This window comes from Flavobacterium aquaticum, from assembly GCF_003259835.1.
GTDB classification, from domain to species: domain Bacteria; phylum Bacteroidota; class Bacteroidia; order Flavobacteriales; family Flavobacteriaceae; genus Flavobacterium; species Flavobacterium aquaticum.
The window spans coordinates 267,703-289,317 of record NZ_QLMI01000002.1 but is presented as its reverse complement, the minus strand read 5'-3'; the positions used below and the strand labels follow the sequence as shown (position 1 = coordinate 289,317).

At 32.6% G+C, this 21,615-nt stretch carries 19 protein-coding genes and 1 tRNA gene; 7 read left to right on the top strand and 13 right to left on the bottom strand.

Annotated features, from left to right (window positions below; translation table 11 throughout):
* Positions 1–22: 22 nt before the first annotated feature.
* Together rpsI and rplM are read right to left on the bottom strand one after the other, a co-directional pair.
* A complete protein-coding gene (gene rpsI / locus B0I03_RS04125; protein WP_111566195.1) occupies positions 23–409 on the bottom strand; it encodes a 30S ribosomal protein S9 in 387 nt (128 codons plus the stop codon).
* Positions 409–864: a 50S ribosomal protein L13 gene (gene rplM / locus B0I03_RS04120; protein WP_026724384.1), complete on the bottom strand. Its 456-nt coding sequence runs from the start codon at positions 862–864 to the stop codon at positions 409–411. Before rplM ends, rpsI begins: the two co-directional genes overlap by 1 nt.
* 197 nt (positions 865–1,061) lie before the next feature.
* Here rplM and B0I03_RS04115 point away from each other — a divergent pair, with 197 nt between their 5' ends.
* A complete protein-coding gene (locus tag B0I03_RS04115) occupies positions 1,062–2,084 on the top strand; it encodes a LacI family DNA-binding transcriptional regulator (RefSeq protein WP_111566194.1) in 1,023 nt (340 codons plus the stop codon).
* Here the strand turns inward: B0I03_RS04115 and B0I03_RS04110 are convergent.
* The 7 genes from B0I03_RS04110 to polA all read right to left on the bottom strand — a co-directional run bounded on the left by B0I03_RS04110 (position 2,079) and on the right by polA (position 9,399).
* A complete protein-coding gene (locus B0I03_RS04110; RefSeq protein WP_111566193.1) occupies positions 2,079–2,789 on the bottom strand; it encodes a nicotinamide mononucleotide transporter family protein in 711 nt (236 codons plus the stop codon). The genes B0I03_RS04115 and B0I03_RS04110 overlap by 6 nt on opposite strands.
* A 2-nt stretch (positions 2,790–2,791) precedes the next feature.
* A complete protein-coding gene (locus B0I03_RS04105) occupies positions 2,792–4,159 on the bottom strand; it encodes a serine hydrolase domain-containing protein (protein ID WP_111566192.1) in 1,368 nt (455 codons plus the stop codon).
* A gap of 41 nt (positions 4,160–4,200) precedes the next feature.
* A complete protein-coding gene (locus tag B0I03_RS04100) occupies positions 4,201–4,962 on the bottom strand; it encodes a GLPGLI family protein (protein WP_111566191.1) in 762 nt (253 codons plus the stop codon).
* 68 nt (positions 4,963–5,030) lie between these two features.
* The gene (locus B0I03_RS04095) at positions 5,031–5,681 is read right to left on the bottom strand and encodes an SdpI family protein (protein ID WP_111566190.1); all 651 of its coding nucleotides are present in this window, start codon (positions 5,679–5,681) and stop codon (positions 5,031–5,033) included.
* 3 nt (positions 5,682–5,684) lie between these two features.
* A complete protein-coding gene (locus B0I03_RS04090; RefSeq protein WP_111566189.1) occupies positions 5,685–5,939 on the bottom strand; it encodes an autorepressor SdpR family transcription factor in 255 nt (84 codons plus the stop codon).
* 118 nt (positions 5,940–6,057) lie between these two features.
* Positions 6,058–6,480, bottom strand: a complete 423-nt coding sequence (locus tag B0I03_RS04085; protein WP_111566188.1) for a hypothetical protein — start codon at positions 6,478–6,480, stop codon at positions 6,058–6,060.
* Between the two features lie 66 nt (positions 6,481–6,546).
* Positions 6,547–9,399, bottom strand: coding sequence for a DNA polymerase I (gene polA / locus B0I03_RS04080; RefSeq protein ID WP_111566187.1), 2,853 nt, complete (start codon positions 9,397–9,399; stop codon positions 6,547–6,549).
* Positions 9,400–9,523: 124 nt separating this feature from the next.
* On the opposite strand from polA, the gene B0I03_RS04075 reads away from it, so the two are divergent.
* Together B0I03_RS04075 and B0I03_RS04070 are read left to right on the top strand one after the other, a co-directional pair.
* Positions 9,524–10,753, top strand: a complete 1,230-nt coding sequence (locus tag B0I03_RS04075) for a metallophosphoesterase (protein ID WP_111566186.1) — start codon at positions 9,524–9,526, stop codon at positions 10,751–10,753.
* A gap of 75 nt (positions 10,754–10,828) precedes the next feature.
* A complete protein-coding gene (locus tag B0I03_RS04070) occupies positions 10,829–11,125 on the top strand; it encodes a thioredoxin family protein (RefSeq protein WP_026724375.1) in 297 nt (98 codons plus the stop codon).
* Here the strand turns inward: B0I03_RS04070 and B0I03_RS04065 are convergent.
* Both B0I03_RS04065 and B0I03_RS04060 read right to left on the bottom strand, forming a co-directional pair.
* Complete coding sequence (locus B0I03_RS04065; RefSeq protein WP_111566185.1) at positions 11,122–11,772, bottom strand: polysaccharide deacetylase family protein; 651 nt, start codon at positions 11,770–11,772, stop codon at positions 11,122–11,124. The genes B0I03_RS04070 and B0I03_RS04065 overlap by 4 nt on opposite strands.
* A 76-nt stretch (positions 11,773–11,848) precedes the next feature.
* The gene (locus tag B0I03_RS04060) at positions 11,849–15,049 is read right to left on the bottom strand and encodes a glycosyltransferase family 117 protein (RefSeq protein WP_111566184.1); all 3,201 of its coding nucleotides are present in this window, start codon (positions 15,047–15,049) and stop codon (positions 11,849–11,851) included.
* Between the two features lie 156 nt (positions 15,050–15,205).
* Between B0I03_RS04060 and B0I03_RS04055 the strand changes: the two genes are divergently transcribed.
* Positions 15,206–15,276 (top strand) — tRNA-Gln (locus tag B0I03_RS04055).
* Positions 15,277–15,398: 122 nt separating this feature from the next.
* Here the strand turns inward: B0I03_RS04055 and B0I03_RS04050 are convergent.
* Positions 15,399–16,223: a universal stress protein gene (locus B0I03_RS04050; protein WP_111566183.1), complete on the bottom strand. Its 825-nt coding sequence runs from the start codon at positions 16,221–16,223 to the stop codon at positions 15,399–15,401.
* Between the two features lie 169 nt (positions 16,224–16,392).
* Between B0I03_RS04050 and rimP the strand changes: the two genes are divergently transcribed.
* From rimP to infB, 3 genes are read left to right on the top strand one after another with little or no spacing between them, the layout of a single operon-like run.
* Positions 16,393–16,860, top strand: a complete 468-nt coding sequence (gene rimP / locus B0I03_RS04045) for a ribosome assembly cofactor RimP (RefSeq protein WP_111566373.1) — start codon at positions 16,393–16,395, stop codon at positions 16,858–16,860.
* Between the two features lie 13 nt (positions 16,861–16,873).
* Positions 16,874–18,115 (top strand): transcription termination factor NusA, encoded by a 1,242-nt coding sequence (gene nusA, locus B0I03_RS04040; protein ID WP_111566182.1) that lies wholly within the window; start codon positions 16,874–16,876, stop codon positions 18,113–18,115.
* A gap of 47 nt (positions 18,116–18,162) precedes the next feature.
* Positions 18,163–20,988 (top strand): translation initiation factor IF-2, encoded by a 2,826-nt coding sequence (gene infB, locus B0I03_RS04035; protein ID WP_111566181.1) that lies wholly within the window; start codon positions 18,163–18,165, stop codon positions 20,986–20,988.
* Positions 20,989–21,049: 61 nt separating this feature from the next.
* On the opposite strand, the gene B0I03_RS04030 is transcribed toward infB, so the two are convergent.
* The gene (locus B0I03_RS04030) at positions 21,050–21,439 is read right to left on the bottom strand and encodes an SPOR domain-containing protein (RefSeq protein WP_111566180.1); all 390 of its coding nucleotides are present in this window, start codon (positions 21,437–21,439) and stop codon (positions 21,050–21,052) included.
* Between the last annotated feature and the right edge of the window lie 176 nt (positions 21,440–21,615).

Genomic DNA, 21,615 nt, shown 5'->3' with positions numbered 1-21,615 from the left:
ATATTCTGATAAATATCGAATATTAACGTTTTGAGAATTGGAATCTCTTACGTGCTTTTTTCTGACCGAATTTTTTACGTTCAACCATTCTAGGATCTCTTGTTAATAATCCTTCTGGTTTAAGGATAGCTCTGTTTTCAGCCTCAACTTCACACATTGCTCTAGCAATAGCCATTCTTACAGCTTCTGCTTGTCCTGTTGAACCACCACCATATACGTTTACTTTAACGTCAAAGTTTGATACATTTTCTGTCATAGACATTGGTTGTAAAACTTTGTACTGTAAAGTTGCAGTTGGGAAGTAGTTAGTGAATTCTCTTTTGTTTACAGTGATTTTTCCTGTTCCTTCTGAAACATAAACACGTGCAACAGCGCATTTTCTTCTACCGATTTTGTGAATAACTCCCATTACTTAAGATCGTTTAGGTTAACGGTTTTAGGTGATTGAGCCGCATGTTTGTGCTCAGACCCTACATATACATTTAAATTGCGGAATAATTCAGCACCTAATTTGTTTTTAGGTAACATTCCTTTGATAGCTTTTTCTACTAATAATGCAGGATTTTTTTGTTGCATTACTCTAGCAGTTAAACTTCTTTGACCTCCTGGGTAACCTGTGTGTCTGATGTACGTTTTGTCATCTAACTTGTTACCAGTAAGGTTGATTTTTTCTGCGTTGATAACAATTACGTTATCTCCACAATCAACGTGCGGTGTATAACTTGGTTTGTATTTACCTCTTAAAAGCATCGCTACTTTTGTAGATAAACGACCTAAGTTATGCCCTTCAGCGTCCACAACAATCCACTGCTTGTCTGCAGTTGCTTTGTTGGCTGATACTGTTTTGTAGCTTAATGTGTTCACAATAATTAATTTAAATTAAACATTCCATTCCCAATAAAGGGAGTGCAAAAGTACAATTAATTATTAGAATTGCAAACCCCTTTTTGAAAATATTATTTTTTCTAATTTGTTAAACATCATTTGCTTAACTAAAATTCATTTAAAGTTGTTTTTTTAAATTCCAGAAATACACTATTTTTACCTCTTAACTTTTATCTATGAAAGCAAAAGCAACTCTAAAACAAATAGCTCTCGAATTTGGTGTATCAATTTCTACAGTTTCTAAAGCATTAAGCGATAGCCCAGAAATCAGTGAAGCTACCAAAATAAAAATTCAAGAGTATGCCGCTTTAAAGAATTACAAACCAAATAGTATTGCCAAGAACTTAAAAAATCAACGTACAAATACTATTGGTGTAATTATACCTAATATATTGAATCCTTTTTTTGCGAAAGTTTTTAGTGGAATTGAAAAAATAGCTTTGGAGAAAGGATATAATGTTATTACTGGAATTTCAAACGAATCTTTCAATAAAGAACAACAAGTAATGGATATGCTGAACAATGGAACTATTGATGGTTTTATTGTGGCTATTGCCGAAGAAACGCAATCTTTAAAAGAGTACAAACATTTTAAAGATATTATAAACAGTGGAACACCTATTGTTATGTTTGATAGAGTAGCCGATGGTATCAATTGCGATAAAGTAGTCGTAGATGATTTTGATTCGGCTTACGATGCTACGACTCATTTGATTAAATTAGGAAGTAAAAAAATAGCTTTGCTTTCGACTGTAAATAATTTGAGTGTTGGAAAATTACGATTTGAAGGTTATAAAAAAGCTCTCACAGATGCTAAAATGTCAATTGACGAAGGTTTGATTGTTCTTGAAACTGCTATTGAAGATTTTGATGTAAAACTACAAACCTTAATTTCTTCAAAAAAAATGGATGCTGTTTTTGCCTTAGACGAACACAGTTCCACCATGACTATGCGAATGGCACTAAAACAAGGAATCAAAATACCACAAGAATTAAATATTATTGGTTTTGCTGATGGTGTTTGGTCAAGACGATTAACGCCGAGTTTATCAACCGTGAGCCAACACGCACCAGAAATTGGAGCCAAAGCTGCCGAATTATTAATTCACAAATTGAATTCTAAAGACGAGTTTTACCAACCGCAAACCGTGGTGATTAAAACGGAGTTGCGTAAGAGAGAATCTACAAGAAGGTTATAATTGTTTCGCTTTATCATCCTTCCAAGTAATGTAACCCAAAATCGCATTGAACATATAAAACACATATTTTGCAGTGTTGGCAATGTTCATCAGCATTACATTTTGTACAATCTTGAATAAATTATACACTTGCCAATTAATCCAATTGTCGGGATACATTCTACCTATATTAAAGGTGCCACCAAAACTAATTCCGGCTGGAATAGCTATGGCGAAAAACAATTTCCAATCAATCGCTTTGTCTGAGAATATTGTGAAGGCAATGTAATTCAATACTAACGAAAGCAATAAACCAATTGCCATATTTCGGAAAAAGATACCGTCAATAGCATTCAAATATTGTTTCTTTTTCCAAATTCGGAACGCAAAATAGTTTCCAAAAAACGAAACAGGATACGTTAAAATCGCACCAATATTTCCTAAAAGATAATCGATACTTCCGCTTAATAAGGTGTTACAAGTGCTGATTAAATTCCCAATATTGTTTTTCTTGGTAACCAATCGAGTCGCCATCATCGATAAGCACGTGTTTAGAATGGAAAAATAACCCAAGTAAAACGAGTAATTCTTTCCGTCAAAACTAAAATCGTAAGTGGTTTTGTAATATTCTAAATACACCGAAACGCCCACCACCAAAACTACTCCAATGATATCGAGATATTTGCTATTGGTAATGCTTTTGATGGTAGCGATAGTGTTTTGCATCTTTATTCTTTTGTAAAGTTAAATTTCATTCCGCCTTGAATTAACACAAATGACTTATCACCAAAAACCATTTCAATTCCGGCTGCTGCAAAGACAAAAGTAGTTTCTTCTTTGAATGTCAAAGGAAAAGCGCCTTGTCCTGTTGCTTGTGCTGATAATTCGCCATTCTTTTCAGAAACGGTAATTTTTAAAGGAATGTCTTTTGAAGCATAAGTTCCAGTGAATTTTGCTAATTCTGCTTTATCCATTTTCATGAATTGTGGAAACGGAAACGGCATTTTGTAATAAATACTCAAAATTCCAATGATGATATCGTTTTGAACATAATTATCTCCATTTGAAATCAAAGAAAAACTCAATTTTTCGGTTGGATAATAACCTAACATCGAACTGAAATTTTCAATTCTTCCGCCATGACCGTAAAAACGTCTTTCACCAAAAGGAAACTGAATTAACGCTTTTCCGTACCCTTCTTTAATTTCTTTCATTTGGTCTAAAGAAGTTGGGCTAACTAATTTTCCTTCAAAAAGGGCATGGATAAACTTAGTTAAATCGGCTGGAGTTGAAGTGATTCCACCTGAAGCAAATGCAATCGAATTATTATTTTCTAACGATTTTACCCAATTTGTTCCATCAAAATAATAGGAATAACTTTCTTTGTTTGCTGTATTCGTAGCTTCTTCTTTATAATATGTGGTTGGAACAAAAACTTTTTTAGTCACAGCACCTTTGTCCGTCATTTCGGTTTTGTTTTCAAATGTTCCCAATTCCGCTTTTTTAACGATTCGATTTTGTAAATTTTCCTCGTATGATTTTTTGGTCAGTTTTTCGATAATACAACCTAAAATGAAGAAATTTGAATTGCTGTACTCGTATTTACTTCCAGGTTCAAAATTAGATTTAAATGCAGTGATTACTTTTAAAATATCTTCTTTAGAGTGTTTTTTGTCCAAAGAAGCATGAAAACTAGCATCCTGATTTACATAATCCACAATTCCCGTTCTGTGATGCAATAAATCGTAAATCGAAATCTTTTCTGCATTTTTAATTTTTGGATAAAAACGATTTAATTTGGTTTGCAAGGTTAGTTTTTTCTCTTCAATCAATTGCATTACCATCACAGCTGTAAAAGTTTTAGAAATCGAACCTACTTTATAACGTGTTAAACGATCGGCTTTGCTGTTTTTTTCTATATCGGCAAACCCATACGCTTTATTGAAAACCACATTTTCACCTTCACGAATGGTTAATGAACCCATGAATTTGTTGTTTTCGTTTAAATAGTTCAATAAACTATCAATTCGCGTGAATTTATCTTGTGCAAAGGTAAAACTCGAAAAAGCAAATACAAAAAGAAGTAATTTTTTCATTTTTATGTTGTTTTCTAATTAGTAGTTAAGATATGATTTTGTTACTGATTTTTGATTTTATTATCAAACTCAATCTGATATTTATTGTTTAACTTATTGATCTCTTTTTCTAGTTCTTTTAGTGTCAGTTTTTTGCCTTCAAAAGTTGGTTTTTCTATACGAATATTCTCTTTCTTTTTATGAATTTCATAGGCAATTATTTCGTTTTTTTCAGAACTAATTTTTAAAATTAAACCTGGTAATCCAGTATGATTAAATGGGCCATCTGAGATAGGTATTTCTTCTGTATAATATGCTGTTTTTATCGATCCATATTTATTTGTAATTGCTTTTTTACATTTGTAACCAAGGATTTCTTCTGTTCCTTTTATTGGTTTCCATTCCCAATTGATTAAAGAATCTTTTACAATAACTTTACTTTCTAGTTTTCTTTCAAATTCTAAAGTCTTAGAATTAAAATCTTTAAGGATTAAACTTTCTTTTGATGAATAATCAAAAGGTTTTGTATTTTTTTCTTCTACCACGATATGTTTATCACCAAAGATTTCATATAATTCAATTTCATTAATTGTGTCATTTTCTAGCGAGATTTCTACAATTTTATCATTTTTAAAAACAGAAATGTTATTACTGTTAATTAATGTGTATGAATAGTGATTTTGAGCATAGTTTGGTTTAATTTCTCTGGGAATATATTCTACAATTTGATCCGATTTAAAAATTTGATTGTTATAATATTTAACTTCTACTGTTTGCGAAAGGCCAAAAAAAGGAAATAGTAAAAACAAAGAGTGAATTTTCATGTTGTTTATTTTTAAAGGTTTAAAGTTTAAAAATATAATTTCAAATATAAATTTGTCAGAAAAAAACGTTAAAAGTGATTAGGTTTCTTGATTTTTTTGAATTCTAAATACGAATGTACAATTGGAACAATACTAATAACGGCAGTAATTCCTAAAAAAGTATACAATTGGATTTCATTTGGCAACACAAATGTCAATGCCATTAAAAGCCCGCCTATGAACCATAATTTTCCGCCTATTAAATGCGTTTTTTTCCAAACTTCTTCGTTTTCTAACGTCCAAGGTGTTCTAATTCCTATGAAATAATTCGGTTTTATCGTCTTGAAATAATTACCAAGGAAAGCAAAAAGCAAGCCAATAATTGAAAACACAAATCCAGGATTACTGCTTTTTTGTTGCACACTGTACAAAATAAAAACCGCTAAACCCGACATGAATAAGGTTAGAATCATTCGCAGGTTATTTAGTTTGTTGCCCATGTTTTGTAATTTTTGCTTTGGGTCTACATAAGGAATAATTAGAAATACAAAATAGGTTATTCCAACCAACATGCATAGCATGGCAACCAATTCTTTTTTATCGCCATAACGATCAATTTCACCGGCGCCATTCCAATGCATTGGTACCTTTTCTGGTAAACGATTCCAAATGTAAGCCAAGTAAGCAAAAGGCAACAAAGCCACAGCAATAAACGGAATTTCTTTTTTAAACTTCTCCATACTTTATTTTTTTAAGGTAATAATCCATTTTAAAATGTCGTCAACAATTGTAGTGTTCAATGAATAAACTACAAATTGCCCTTTTTTCTCACTCGTGACCAAATCGGCACGTTTTAAAATATCCAAATGATGCGAAATACTAGGTTTTGAAATATGAAATTGGTCCGCAATATCACCAGCTGTCATCTCCTGTTTACGCAGCAATTCCAGAATATCTCTTCTGGTTTCGTCGTTTAAGGCTTTGAAAATTGCGTTCATATTAATTTATATATTTAGACAAATATCTAAATATTATTTGAAATGACAAAGAGTTTTCAAAAAATAAACCCGATAGGTTTTGAAACGTATCGGGTTTGTAATAAATATTTGAGACTTCTTATTCAATTACCTCATGGACTAAATATGAATTTAGTGAGATTCCTTTATTGTTGTCTTTTGTAAATGAAATCTCATCAAGAGTTTTGCCTTTTTGGTAAATGGTTAATATTTCCATACTATATTTTGTCTCATTAACATCATTTTTTGTTACGCTAGAAGTTTGAGTTTTATTGATGTCAACTTTAATTATTTCTCCATAGTCTTGTAGGTTTTTCTTAACTAATTTGCCAAGTTCTTCTTTAGCAATAGATTTGTCTAAGTAACTACTGATTTTGGTTGTGTCTTTATTAGATAATTCTTCATAAAATTTAGTTGCTAATTCTTTAGCATATTCAATATCTTCAGGAGCATTGTTTTTTGTTGTAATGTTTTCACATGAAGCCAAAATTGCTAAAACGGCTACTAATAAAAATTTCTTCATTTCTAAATATTTGTTTTTTAATTGTTTTTATAAACTGCCAACTGCTACTGTCCACTGAACACATTCCTAATGCGCTTCCAACCAATTTTTACCTAATCCAATTTCCACATCTAACGGAACTGCCATTTTGAATGCGTTTTCCATTTCATGTTTGATCATCGGTTGAATTTTTTCTAATTCGGAGTTGTGTACGTCAAATACTAATTCGTCATGTACTTGCAATAGCATTTTTGATTTCCAATTTTCAGAAGTCAGTTTTTTATGAATGTTAATCATCGCAATTTTGATAATATCCGCAGCCGAACCTTGTATTGGCGCATTCACGGCATTTCGTTCCGCACCACCACGAACAATTGCGTTGGCTGAGTTGATGTCTTTCAAATAACGTCTTCTTCCTGAAATAGTTTCCACATAACCGTTTTCTCTAGCAAAATCAACTTGCGAAGTCATAAACGATTTTAATTTTGGATACGTTTGATAGTAAGCTTCAATTAATTCCGCACTTTCTTTTCGAGATAAGTTGGTTTGGTTGCTCAATCCAAATGCCGAAACGCCATAAATAATTCCGAAGTTCACGGTTTTCGCGTGACTTCTTTGCTCTTTGGTAACTTCGTCTAAAGGCACATTGAACACTTTTGCAGCCGTACTTTTGTGAATGTCTTCGTGATTTTGAAACGCTTTAATCATATTTTCTTCGCCACATAAAGCCGCAATAATGCGCAATTCAATTTGAGAATAATCGGCAGAAAGTAGTGTGTGATTTTCATCGCGCGCAATAAACGCTTTTCTAATTTGTCTTCCTCTTTCGGTACGAATTGGAATGTTTTGTAAATTCGGATTATTCGAACTCAAACGACCTGTAGCGGCAACCGTTTGCATATAATCGGTATGCACTCTTCCGGTTTTTTTATCGACTTGATTTGGTAACGCATCAATATACGTACTTTGCAATTTCACCATTTGACGCCATTCTAAAATATCGCGCACAATTTGATGTTCGTTTGCCAAATAACTCAATACTTCTTCACCTGTAGCATATTGACCGGTTTTGGTTTTCTTTTGTTTCGCACCACCAATTTTAAGTTTGTCGAATAAAATATCGCCTAACTGTTTTGGAGAAGCCAAATTGAATTTCTCGCCAGCAGTTTCATAGATTTGTTGTTCGAAAGCATCGATTTCTTTTTGCATGTCAACCGACATACTTTTTAGAAATTCCACATCCAAACGAATTCCTTCTTTTTCCATATCAGCTAAAACAGGAACTAGCGGAATTTCGATTTCGTCAAACAATTTTTTAGTTCCTACTTTTTCTAAAATCGGTTGAAAATGTTCTTTTAGTTGGAAGGTAATATCAGCATCTTCTGTTGCATATTCTTTGATGTCTTCCAAAGGAACATCACGCATTGACAATTGATTTTTTCCTTTTTTACCAATTAATGTTTCAATTGATTTTGGAGCATATTTCAAATAAGTTTCCGACAACACATCCATATTGTGACGCATATCTGGATTAATCAAGTAATGCGCAATCATGGTGTCAAATAATTTTCCTTTGACTTGAATGTTGTAATTCGAAAGAATTTTCAAGTCGTATTTCATGTTCTGACCGATTTTTTCGATGTTTTCATTTTCGAAGAATGGTCGGAATTTTTCAATTAAAGTTTGGGCTTCTTCCTGATTTTCGGGAAAAGGAACATAAAATCCTTTTCCTTTTTCGAAAGAAAATGACATTCCTACTAACTCAGCATTCAAAGCATCAATTCCAGTAGTTTCAGTATCAAAACAAACCGAAGTTTGGTTTAATAAATTCTGCATTAACAATTTCACTGGTAAATCACCTTGAACAATTTGGTAGAAATGCGTCGTGTTTTCTAAAGTCGCATAATACGAATGATTCGCAGTTGGTTCATCCGATTCATCACTAAAACCGAACAAATCGAATTGGTCTTCGTTTGATTTTTTGGCTGGCGCTTTTTTAATTGGTTGTGGAGTGTCTGAAGTAGTTCCGTTAGAATCAATCTCGTCATATTCTTTTCCGCTTCCAAAAAGTTTATCAAACTGCGCTTTCATTTGGCGGAATTCTAATTCCTGAAACAAAGCATCGGTTTTTTCAACATCAGGTTTTGATAATTCGTAATCGTCAGCATCAAATGTCACCGGACAATCGAGTAGGATAGTGGCTAATTTTTTGGATAAAATTCCTAATTCTTTATTAGCTTCGATTTTATCTTTCATCGCACCTTTTAATTGATGCGTATTGGCTAGTAAGTTTTCTAATGTACCATATTCCGCCAAGAATTTTTTAGCAGTTTTTTCACCCACACCAGGCAATCCTGGAATATTATCGGCAGAATCGCCCATCATTCCTAGGAAATCAATCACTTGTTCTGGGCGCTCGATTTCAAATTTTTCTAAGACTTCTGGAATTCCCCAAATCTCGATGTCATTCCCCATTCGGGCAGGTTTGTACATGAAAATATTTTCTGAAACCAATTGCGCGAAATCCTTATCTGGCGTTACCATGAATACTTGAAAACCTTCTTTTTCGGCTTGTTTAGCTAAAGTTCCAATTAAATCATCAGCTTCAAAACCTGCTTTTTCGATAATTGGAATATGCATTGCTTTTAATAATTCTTGAATGTAAGGAACGGCAATTTTAATCGCTTCTGGCGTTTCGTCACGATGCGCTTTGTATTCTTGGTACATTTCAAAACGGTAATCGCTTCCGCCTTTATCAAAAGCTACCGCTAAATGATCTGGTTTTTCGCGCTTAATTACATCCATTAAAGAATTCATGAATCCCATAATGGCAGATGTATCCATTCCTTTCGAATTGATACGAGGATTTTTTATAAAAGCATAATACCCACGAAATATAAGTGCGTAGGCATCAAGAAGGAAAAGGCGTTTTTGTGACATTGTTCAGAATTTTCATTAAAAATGTAAAAGTACAATTCTTTGCTTAAAAAAACTTTGTTAAAATTCATTTAATGCAGCATCAATTTGCATAACTTGTTGCTTACTTTGCAAAAAAAAAGAGCTAATGATTCGTTGGATTGTTTTTTTAGTATTTGTTATCATTCTGGAAATCTATGCTTTTCAGGCGTTTAAGACTTTGATTAAATCGAGATGGTTTTTCATTTTCTATTATGTAACATCTGCAATCGCTTTATTTTATATCGTTTATCAATTGTATCATTTTGATAGAAGTGTAGGGCAAACACCAAAAACCATGATGACTATGGGTTTGTTGTTATTGCTATATGTTCCGAAATTATTATTGACGATTATATTATTTGGGGAAGATATTGTTCGCTTTTTTGCTGGATTATTTGGTGTTATAACAAAAAGCGGTTCTGAAGGTTTTTTACCCGAAAGAAGACGTTTTGTGAGTCAAATCGCGTTAGGAATTGCGGCTATTCCGTTTGCTTCTTTTTTATACGGAATTACCATTGGGAAATACAATTACAAAGTAATCAAACAAACGTTGTTTTTTCCTGATTTACCTGATGCTTTTGATGGAACTACGATTACTCATATTTCGGATGTTCACAGTGGAAGTTTTGATGATGCCGAGAAAATTCAATACGCGATTGATTTGATTAATGAGCAAAATTCAGATATGGTTTTGTTTACAGGTGATATTGTAAATACTCATGCTACCGAGATGGATCCTTGGATTGAAACTTTCAAAGGAATTCATAATCCTAAATATGGAAAGTTTTCTGTTTTAGGAAATCATGACTATGGGGAGTATGTGGATTGGCCATCAAAACAAGATAAGCTTCAAAACTTTGAAAATATCAAATCGATTCATAATAAAATTGATTTCAAATTGTTATTGAATGAAAATGTAAAAATCAAAAAAGACAATCAGGAATTAGCAATTGTTGGAGTTGAAAACTGGGGAAGAAAATTTGGAGAGCGAGGCGATTTGAATTTGGCTTCCCAAGGATTATCCAAAGAAGATTTTAAAATTGTAATGAGTCACGATCCAAGTCATTGGGATGAGAAAATTCAGCATGATGATAATCATTATCATTTAACGCTTTCGGGTCATACTCATGGGTTTCAATTTGGGATCGAAATTCCGGGTTGGGTAAAATGGAGTCCGGTGCAATATGTGTACAAGCAATGGGCTGGATTGTATGAAAATGCAGGAAGATACATTTATGTAAATCGTGGTTTTGGCTTTCACGCTTATCCTGGTAGAGTAGGAATTATGCCTGAAATAACGGTTATTGAACTAAAAAAAGGAGAAAAAGTAGCGTAATTCAGTAAAAATGCTACATTTGTATATTATTTTCGTGTGAGAATTAATATTTTTGATACTAATAAATTGCAATTTATGTCAAAATTTGGAGAACTTATCGATGCTCAAGTACCTGTACTTATCGATTTCTTTACAGAGTGGAATGAACCTTCAGTAGCTATGAATGAAGTAATTCGTCATGTAGCAGCTGCTTTAGGAGACAAAGCGCGTGTAATTAAAATTGATGTGGATAAAAATCAGGAATTAGCTGAGGCGCTTCGTATTAAAGGCTTACCTACTTTAATGATTTATAAAGAAGGTCAAATGGTATGGAGACAAAGCGGTGAACTTGATGCCAACACTTTGATTTCTTTAGTGCAAGAACAAGCCTAGGAAATCACATCGAAAACAAACCCCTTATTTTTTAAAATTTGTATTGCTTTTGGTAATGCATATTTCAGATTTTTTTCTGCTTTTAAACTATCGTGAAATACGATAATGCTTCCTTGTTCTGTATTTGAAATTACGTTTTCTAAGCATTTTTCTACTGAAATGGTTGAGTCAAAATCATAACTCAATACATCCCACATAATTATTTTGTATCCTAATTGTCGAATAGCTTTTGATTGACTTGGTTTGATTTTTCCGTAAGGAGGACGGAATAAAAAAGAGTGTTCAGTCCCGATAGCTATCGGGAGTTTTAAGTATTCAGTTTTACATAACTTAAAGTTCTCTACGTAATTCTGTGTATTGGTTTTCCATCCATTTAAATGATTGAAAGTGTGATTACCGGTTTGATGTTCTTCAGTAAGTATTCTTTTGTAAACTTCTGGATGTTTTTTGATGTTGTCACCAATACAAAAGAAAGTTGCTTTAATGTCTTCCGATTTTAAAAGATCTAAAACCCATTCGGTTACTTCAGGAATTGGACCATCATCAAACGTTAAATAGATTTTTTTATCCGAATTTGGAATATCCCAAACCAGATTAGAAAAAACCTTTTTAATAAGTCTATTTGTTTTTACCCAATTGAAGTTCATGTTGTAAAATTAGCATAAAAAAAATGTTCCAAACGAAATTTCTCTCATTTGGAACATTTTAATTATTTATAAAGTGTTATTCCATATCTCTACCGAAACGTTGAAACATTTTATTGAAATTGTTAAACTTCACTTTTTCTTTGTTATAAAACTCCATATCATTAGCATTTTTTGCGGCTTGAAGTAAACTTCTATACTGTTCGATGTCGGTAACAATATCCATAGCGCTAAAGTTTTGTTCGCTTGGTTTCCAGCTGTTGTAAAAAGTTAGATTTTCTTGATATTTCTTAATTACCTCAGAAATGATATCTCTAGCTTTTTGCTTTTTACCAACTTCGTAATATCCCATTGCAAATGGTTCTAACATAGAATAATATTCGAAATATTGAATTGGCATTTTTTCCATTGCTAAATCAATTACTTTTTCGGCTTTGTCTAATTTACCTTCATTGATTAAGGTTTCCATTAGTCGAGCTAAGTTAGTTCTGTAGCTAATGCTATTTTTGCGAGTTTCAACATCATGATAAATAATAGGTTTACCACTATTGCCCCAATCAAATTTCATTACAATGTTGTACATTTTTTCAGAGTCAATTTGACCCATTTTCATTGGGCTTGGAGAATCTACAGGGGTTTTAATTGGAACTAGTTTAAAACACATTCCATCTAATTGTAAATAATTTTTCATCCACAAATAATCATCTTCACCAAAACTTCCACCTGTGAAATAAATTGGGCGTTTCCAGTTGTTTTGATTCACAATGTCTAACATCATTAATCTGTTTTTATAAAGTGCATCATCTTTAATTTCAAATTCTATTGCTGGTACAATTGAATCATAGAATTTTTCTGAAACAACTTTATTTTTAATTACAGTTGCTTTATCAACAGGAAGTATTATTTTTTTAGATGGGAAGTAATTTATTTTGCGTCCATTGTTTAATTCAATTTTGGCTCTTTCATCATCTAATGCTATAAATTTAAGCATGTCATCTAATAATAGAGGGTCTTTTGTTCTTTCTACATACAAACTGTAATCTCTGTTACTTCCTTTGTATTGTTCTCTGTTAAATGAGCTCGGAATAGGGTCAGAATTGTGTGCTTTCATTTTCATTTGATCGATATACCAATCAGTCATAAATAATTGCGTATTTACAATTCGAATATCAGTTCTATATCCTTCAATTTCTTGCATGTACCAAAGAGGGAAAGTGTCGTTATCACCTATTGTAAATAAAATAGCATTTGGTTCGCATGAATCTAAATAAGATTTTGCCATTGTTAAAGCAGTATCTTTATTGGAACGATCATGGTCGTCCCAGTTTTGAGCTGCTAATACTACTGGTGAAGCTAATAACGATGTAGCTAATACAACTGGAATAGCAATTTTAGGTTGGATGTATTTCTTTAAAGTGTCGAAAATGGCATAAATTCCGTAACCAATCCACATAGCAAATACATAAAAAGACCCGACTAATGCATAATCTCTTTCTCTAGGTTCAAAAGGTCTTTCGTTTAAGTACACTTTTAGGGCTAAACCTGTAAATAAGAATAAAACGAGTAAAACATAGAAACTCTTAATGTCTCTTTTGGCATGAAAAACCATTCCAATGATTGCTAAAATAAATGGTAAAAAGAAATAGGTATTTCTTCCTTTGTTGTTTTGCATGTCAGGTGGTAGGTTTTTTTGCGTTCCAATGAATATCTCGTCGATAAAGTTGATACCGCTTAACCAATTTCCATGTGTGTTGTCATATTTTCCTTGAACATCACTTTGTCTTCCAACAAAATTCCAAAGTAAATAGCGCACATACATATATCCAAATTGATATTGGATCATGAATTTTATATTATTAAAAAATGTAGGTTTCTCTACAATTAAGTATTCTCCATAACCTTTTAAGAATTTGTCATAGTCTTCTTCGTCAATTTCGCCAGCTTGATAGGCTTTTCTAAATTGGGTTACAATATTGACTAATTCATCTTCATGAGCATATTCTGGATTAATTCTAAACTCTAGTGGTTCAGTAAAAATCATATAATTTTCTCTGTGTTCATTGCTCCACATTCTTGGTAATAATGCTTTGTGGGCATCATCGGTGTTTTGTTTTGCGTTGATATAGTCGTTAGTAATGATGTATTTTTTTGTTTTATAATCACGTTCGTAATTAGGTTTGTCGTCTAAATACGGAGTAACAGGATCTAAGCCTGAATAAGTATCAGAAAATTGAGGTCCGTAGAATAATTTTTGTTCTCCATATTGCTCACGATTATAGTAAGCTAAAACCTCTGCAGCATCTGATGGTTTGTTTTCGTTGATTGGAGTGTTAGCATTGGCTCTAATTGGCAACATCATCCAAGTTGAAAATCCAATCAAGATAAAAAGAGTTGATAAAATTAAAGTGTTATAAAAAACATGTCCTTTTTTCTTGGTGTAATTTAATCCAAAATAGAAAGCAGCAACAATTAAAATAAAAGCAAAAATAGTTCCTGAGTTAAATGGCATTCCAAGGTTGTTTACCATGAAAATTTCGGTTTTACCAAAGAAAGCTAATGTGTAAGGAAGTAAAAGCTTAAAGATAAAAAGTAAAATTGCAATAATGACAACGTTTGCAATCAGGAAACTTTTAACGGTAATGTTGTTGTATTTTTTAAAGAAATATAGAAATCCAATAGCTGGAAAAGTAAGTAGTGCCATAAAGTGAACTCCAAAAGAAAGTCCAATAACTAATGAAATTATTAGTAGCCACTTGTTGCCGCGAGGCGTGTTTATTTCTTGTTCCCAACGTAATCCTAGCCAGAACAATAATGCTATTAAAAATGTAGCCATCGCATATACTTCGGCTTCTACGGCATTGTACCAAAAGCTATCGGTAAATGTAAACGATAAAGAAGCGACTGTCGCACTACCTAAAATCATTACAGCATTGTTTGCAGAAAGTTCTTTTTCGCCTACGATTACTTTTTTCAATAAGATGGTTAACGACCAAAACATAAAAAGAACAGTAAAAGCACTTGAAAATACAGAAAGATAGTTCACCATTAGCGCAATTTTGTCTGCACTAAAGGCAAACATGGCAAAAAACGCACCTAGCATCTGAAATAAAGGCGCTCCAGGTGGGTGGCCAACTTCAAGATTAGCTGATGTTGCGATGTATTCACCACAATCCCAAAAACTCAAGGTTGGTTCAACGGTTAAAGAATAAGTAATTAAAGCTACCATAAAAGCAGACCATCCTAAAATAGTGTTCCACTTTTTAAAGTTGAATGAATTCATATTGTATATTGGTTTTTCTATATTCTCCTACAAAGAAACTATTTTTTTGTTTATAATATTAGTTAAATAATTTTTTTAATATTTTTTTTAGAAAAATTTGCAGAATAAAAAATATGCATTACATTTGCACTCGCAATCGAAAAGGTTGTTAGGTATTGGCCCATGGTGTAATGGTAACACTCCGGTTTTTGGTACCGTCATTCAAGGTTCGAGTCCTTGTGGGCCAACAAAACTCCACTTAGAAATAAGTGGAGTTTTTTCATTTTTATAAGTATCTAATTTATTATAAGTTAGCATAAAAAAAGACCACAATTGTGGTCTTTTTTTTATCGGTTAAAATCTAGTAAAATTAGATTTTAAATGTAATAACTGGTCTTTTAGCATGATTTACTAAATCTTCACTAATGCTTCCGTTGAAGAAGTGAGATAAACCTTTTCTTCCGTGTGTGCTCATTCCTATGATATCTGCATCGATACTTTTTGCAAAGTGTAAAATCCCTTTTTCTACATTTACATCATTGTATATGTGTGTAGAATAATTGTCAATTTTAAAGTTTGCTATAAACTCATCCATTTGTTTTTGAGCAACTTTAGTAGATTTAAAGTTGTTTGGAGTATTGATGTTTGCTAAATAAAGATGTGAGCCAAATTTGTTGACAAATTCAACAACTTTTTCAAATGGTTTCTTGATTTCGTCTGAAAAGTCAGAAGCGAAGACAAATTTTGTTGCGCTGAAAGCATCTTCTTCACGTTTGATAACTAACACAGGAACTTCAGAGTTTCTAACAACTTTTTCGGTATTTGAACCAATGAACATTTCTTGGAAACCATTTGCTCCATGAGATCCCATAACAATTAAATCTGCGTTATGTGCTTCTCCGTTTTTGATGATGCCTTCAAAAGCCATTTCAAATTGAATAATTCTTGAAATTTTTACGCCGTCTAAATAGTCAGCATCCATTAATTCGTCTAATTTGGCTACAGCTGCATTTTTAAAAAACATCAATTCTGGGATATCGTGTGCTCTTGTAACGGCGTCATTTCCAGTTGTTGGTAATTCTAACATGTGTAGTAAAAAAATCTCACCGTCATTCTTTTTAGCAATTTGTGCTGCAACTTTTAATGCGTATTCTGCGTGTTTTGAAAAATCGGTTGGTACTAAAATTCGTTTCATAAGTTTGTTTTAGGTTATTTTAATGGTGTAAATGAATTACACTATAAAAGTACAAAAAATATCCAAACTGACAATCTTTTTTTTAATTCAAAAAAAATTGTATATTTGCAACGTTATTAAAAGACAAAGGATTATGAGGCACGCACGGCGTGCCTCTTTTTATAAAAATATGACATTTAAAAATAAAGTTCAGGAAGTGTTAAATGCTGCGTTAGCTGAGCGTGAGCATCTTTTTTTGATTGATTTATCTATTAATGAAGCTAATAAAATTAGTGTTATTTTAGATGGTGATTTTGGTGTAAATTTGCAAGACTGTATCGATGTAAGTAGAGCGGTTGAAAATAATTTAGATAGAGAAGAGCAAGATTTTTCATTAGAAGTGGCTTCTGCAGGTGTTTCAAGTCCGTTGAAATTAGTAAGACAATATATAAAAAATATAGGTAGAACTCTAAAAGTTAAAACCATTACATCGGAAGAAGTTGAAGCTAAATTAACTATGGCTGATGATGAAAAAATAACCTTAGAGTGGCAGGCACGTGAGCCAAAAAAAATTGGAAAAGGGAAAGAAACTGTAGATAAAAAACTAGAACTTTCTTACGAGAATATAAAAGAAGCAATTGTTATAATATCATTTTAAATAAAGAGTTGACATGGAGAATATTGCATTAATTGAATCGTTTTCAGAATTTAAAGACGACAAACTCATAGATAGAGTTACACTAATGGCAATTTTAGAAGATGTATTTAGAAATGCATTGAAAAAGAAATATGGATCAGACGATAATTTTGACATCATCATTAATCCTGATAAAGGAGATATGGAGATTTGGAGAAATCGTGTTGTTGTAGAAGATGGTGAAGTAGAAGATCCAAATTCTGAAATTTCTTTGTCTGAAGCAAGAAGAATCGAGCCTGATTTTGAAGTTGGTGAAGATGTTTCTGAAGAAGTAAAATTAATTCAATTAGGAAGAAGAGCTATTTTGGCACTACGTCAAAACTTAATTTCTAAGATTCATGAACACGACAATACAAATCTTTACAAACAATTTAAAGATTTAATTGGTGATATTTATACAGCGGAAGTGCATCATGTTCGTCCAAAAGCTGTAATTTTGATGGATGATGAAGGAAATGAAATTGTTTTACCAAAAGAAAAACAAATTCCAAATGATTATTTCAAAAAAGGAGATAACGTAAGAGGGGTTATTGAAAATGTAGAATTGAAAGGTAATAAACCTCAAATCATCATGTCAAGAACAGCTCCTGAATTCCTTGAAAAATTATTTGAACAAGAAATTCCTGAAGTGTTTGATGGTTTAATTACGATTAAAAAAGTAGTTCGTATTCCAGGTGAAAAAGCAAAAGTAGCAGTTGATTCTTATGATGATAGAATTGATCCTGTTGGAGCTTGTGTGGGTATGAAAGGTTCTCGTATTCACGGAATTGTTCGTGAATTAGGAAATGAAAATATCGACGTAATTAATTATACAGCAAACGCTCAATTATATATTACAAGAGCATTAAGTCCGGCAAAAGTTTCTACAGTTAAAATTAACGAAGAAGCTAAAACGGCAGAAGTATTCTTAAAAATCGAAGAAGTTTCTAAAGCTATTGGTAGAGGTGGTAATAACATTAAATTAGCAAGTTTATTAACAGGTTATGAAATTGATGTTATAAGAGAAGGTATTGCACAAGAAGAAGACGACGTAGAATTAAGAGAGTTCTCAGACGAAATCGAAGCTTGGGTAATTGAAGAATTTGAAAAAATCGGTTTAGATACAGCTAGAAGCGTATTAAATCAAGATGTTGCTGACTTGGTAAGAAGAACAGATCTTGAAGAGGAAACTATTTTAGATGTAATCAATATATTAAAAGAAGAATTAGAAGGATAATTCTTTAACCAAAACACACAACATACAAAGAATTTTAAAAAGGTTATATGTCTGAAGAAAGAGTAATAAGAATAAACAAAATTTTAAGGGAGTTAAATATTTCTCTTGATAGAGCTGTGGATTTTCTTAAAGAAAAGGGTCATGAAATTGAGTCTAGTCCAAATGCTAAAATATCACAAGAGGAATACAAAGTCTTATGCGGTCAATTTTCTGCTGACAAAGGGAATAAGGTAGCCTCTCTTGAAGTAAGTGAAGAAAAAAGAAAAGAGAAAGAGGCACTTAAACGTGAGCTTGAAAAAGAACAAGAAGCAAAACGTTTGCAGGAAGAAGAGCGTCAAAGACAAGAGATTATCAAAGCTAAGGCAGTTTTGTCTGGTCCAAAAGCTATTGGTAAAATCGATTTAGATCCTAAAAAGCAAGAAGTTAAGTCTGAAAAACCAGTTTCTGAAGAAAAACCAGTTGTTGTATCAGAGGAAAAGCCTGTTGTTGTTGAAGTTAAGCCTGTTGAAGAAAAAGTTTCTGAACCAGTTAAAACGGAAGTTAAGGAAGAGTCACCTGTTGTTAAAAACGTTGAAGTTGTTAAGCCTACGAAAGATGTTGAGACAAAAGTAGAAACTCCTTCTGAAGATGTGGGTGAAGTAAAAATTGAAACGCAATATCAAAAGTTATCAGGTGCTACTTTTACAGGTCAAAAAATTGATTTATCTCAGTTCGATAAACCTAAAAAGAAAAAGGAAGATCCTAAAAAAGATTTTAAAAAGCCTGGAACTCCTCAAGCTCAAAATGCGGGTGGAGCAAATGCGGCTAATAACAATAAGAATAAACGTAAGCGTATTGTTAAACCAGGCACTCCTGGAGCTCTTGGAGCAAACAATAACGCTGGCGGACCTAAGAAAGAGTTTGTTAAAGGTGGTGGAGCTGGTGGCTTTAATAAAGGTAAAAAACCAATTATTCAAAAGGTAGAGCCTTCTGAAGAAGATGTTAAAAACCAAATTAAAGAAACCCTTGAAAGATTACAAGGAAAAGGTAATAAATCAAAATCGGCAAAATACCGTAGAGATAAAAGAGATTCACACCGTCAGCGTGTTGATGATGAATTACAAGCACAAGAAGAAGGAAGCAAAACATTAAAAGTAACTGAGTTTGTTACCGTAGGTGAAATTGCATCTTTAATGGATGTGCCAATTACAAAAGTAATCGGAACTTGTATGTCGCTTGGAATCATGGTTACTATGAACCAACGTTTGGATGCTGAAACACTATCTATCGTTGCTGATGAGTTTGGATATGAAGTAGAATTCATTACAACAGATATTGAAGAAGCTGCAGAAGTAGTTCAAGATAATCCAGAAGATTTAGTTCATAGAGCACCAATTGTTACTGTAATGGGTCACGTTGACCACGGTAAAACCTCTTTACTAGATTACATTCGTAAAGCAAACGTTATTGCGGGTGAATCAGGAGGAATTACACAGCACATTGGAGCATATGGAGTAATTTTAGAAAATGGCGAAAAAATCACATTCTTAGATACACCAGGTCACGAGGCGTTTACCGCGATGCGTGCACGTGGAGCTCAAGTTACCGATATCGCTATTATCGTAATTGCTGCGGATGATGATATCATGCCACAAACAAAAGAAGCAATCAGTCACGCACAAGCGGCTGGTGTTCCTATGATTTTTGCTATTAATAAGGTAGATAAGCCAGCGGCTAATCCAGAAAAAATTAAAGAGCAATTAGCTGGAATGAATTTATTAGTTGAAGATTGGGGTGGAAAATACCAATCACACGATATTTCGGCTAAACAAGGAACAGGAGTTTCTGAATTATTAGAAAAAGTATTATTGGAAGCAGAAGTTTTAGAACTTACTGCAAATCCAAAAAAACCTGCGCTTGGAACAGTTGTTGAAGCTCAGTTAGATAAAGGAAAAGGATATGTTTCTACTATTTTAGTACAAGCAGGAACACTTCGCATTGGAGATTATGTGTTAGCTGGAAAAAATCATGGTAAAATTAGAGCTATGTTTGACGAAAGAGGACACCAAATCAAAGAAGCGGGTCCATCAACTCCAGTATCTGTATTAGGTTTAGATGGTGCGCCAACAGCGGGTGATAAATTTAATGTTTACGAAGACGAAAGAGAAGCAAAACAAATTGCATCAAAACGTACACAATTACAACGTGAGCAATCGGTTCGTACGCAAAAACACATTACGCTTGCCGAAATTGGTCGTCGTATTGCATTAGGACAATTTAAAGAATTGAATATTATCCTTAAAGGAGATGTGGATGGTTCTGTTGAAGCATTATCGGATTCATTCTCTAAATTATCTACCGAAGAAATTCAAATCAACATTATTCATAAAGGAGTTGGAGCAATTACTGAATCTGACGTATTATTAGCTTCTGCTTCTGATGCAATTATTATCGGATTTAACGTTCGTCCTCAAGGAAATGCAAAACAATTAGCTGAAAAAGAAGAAATCGATATCCGTAACTATTCTATTATTTACGATGCAATTGATGACTTAAAAGACGCTATGGAAGGAATGTTATCTCCAGAAATGAAAGAAGAGATTACAGGTACTGCCGAAATTAGAGAATTGTTTAAAGTATCTAAAGTGGGAACAATTGCCGGATGTATGGTTACCGATGGTAAAATCTTCAGAAACTCTAAAATACGTTTAATTAGAGAAGGAGTTGTAATTTACACAGGTGAATTAGCTACTTTAAAACGTTTCAAAGACGATGTTAAAGAAGTTTCTAAAGGATACGATTGTGGTATGCAGATTAAAAACTACAACGATATTCGTGAGTACGATTTAATCGAAGGATTCCATGAAGTTGAAGTGAAGAAAAAATTGAAATAATTCAGTTACAAACAATAAAAAAAGCCATTCATTTGAATGGCTTTTTTGTTTTTATCTATTTTTAATTCGAAGGTTTGATGATTAAAGCTGTTGGATATTTTTTCTTAATATCTACCATTGCGCGTTCAACTTCAATTCTTGTTTTGAAATTTCCAATCCATACTTTATAATTTGGACTATTAAAAATGATGGTACCATCAAGGTCTTTAAATTCTTTTTTAAATTCCAGTAATTTCTTTTTAGACTCTTCGCTGTTTCCATAAAAAATCTGAATTTTATAACCTTCATTTAAAAATAAACTGCTGTTTAGTTTTCTTTTTTCTTTTAACAATTGGTCGATTTTTGGATCAACAGAAACGTTTGTTTTTACCTCCTGACCATTAGATACTGTGCAGAAAAATGAAGATAGAATAAAGACGTACAATAAGTTATGTTTTGATAAGTTTTTCATATACAAATGATTTTAATACAAAAATACAATTTAAGACGAGAATCAGACGCTTGAATATTATTTAGAACAAATATAAATTACATTTTAAGATAAAATTAAGGTTTTAATAATAGTTCGAATATTGTATTTTTGTCGGAGTTTTGAAAAAATAACGTGTTTTTTTAGATAAGGGTATA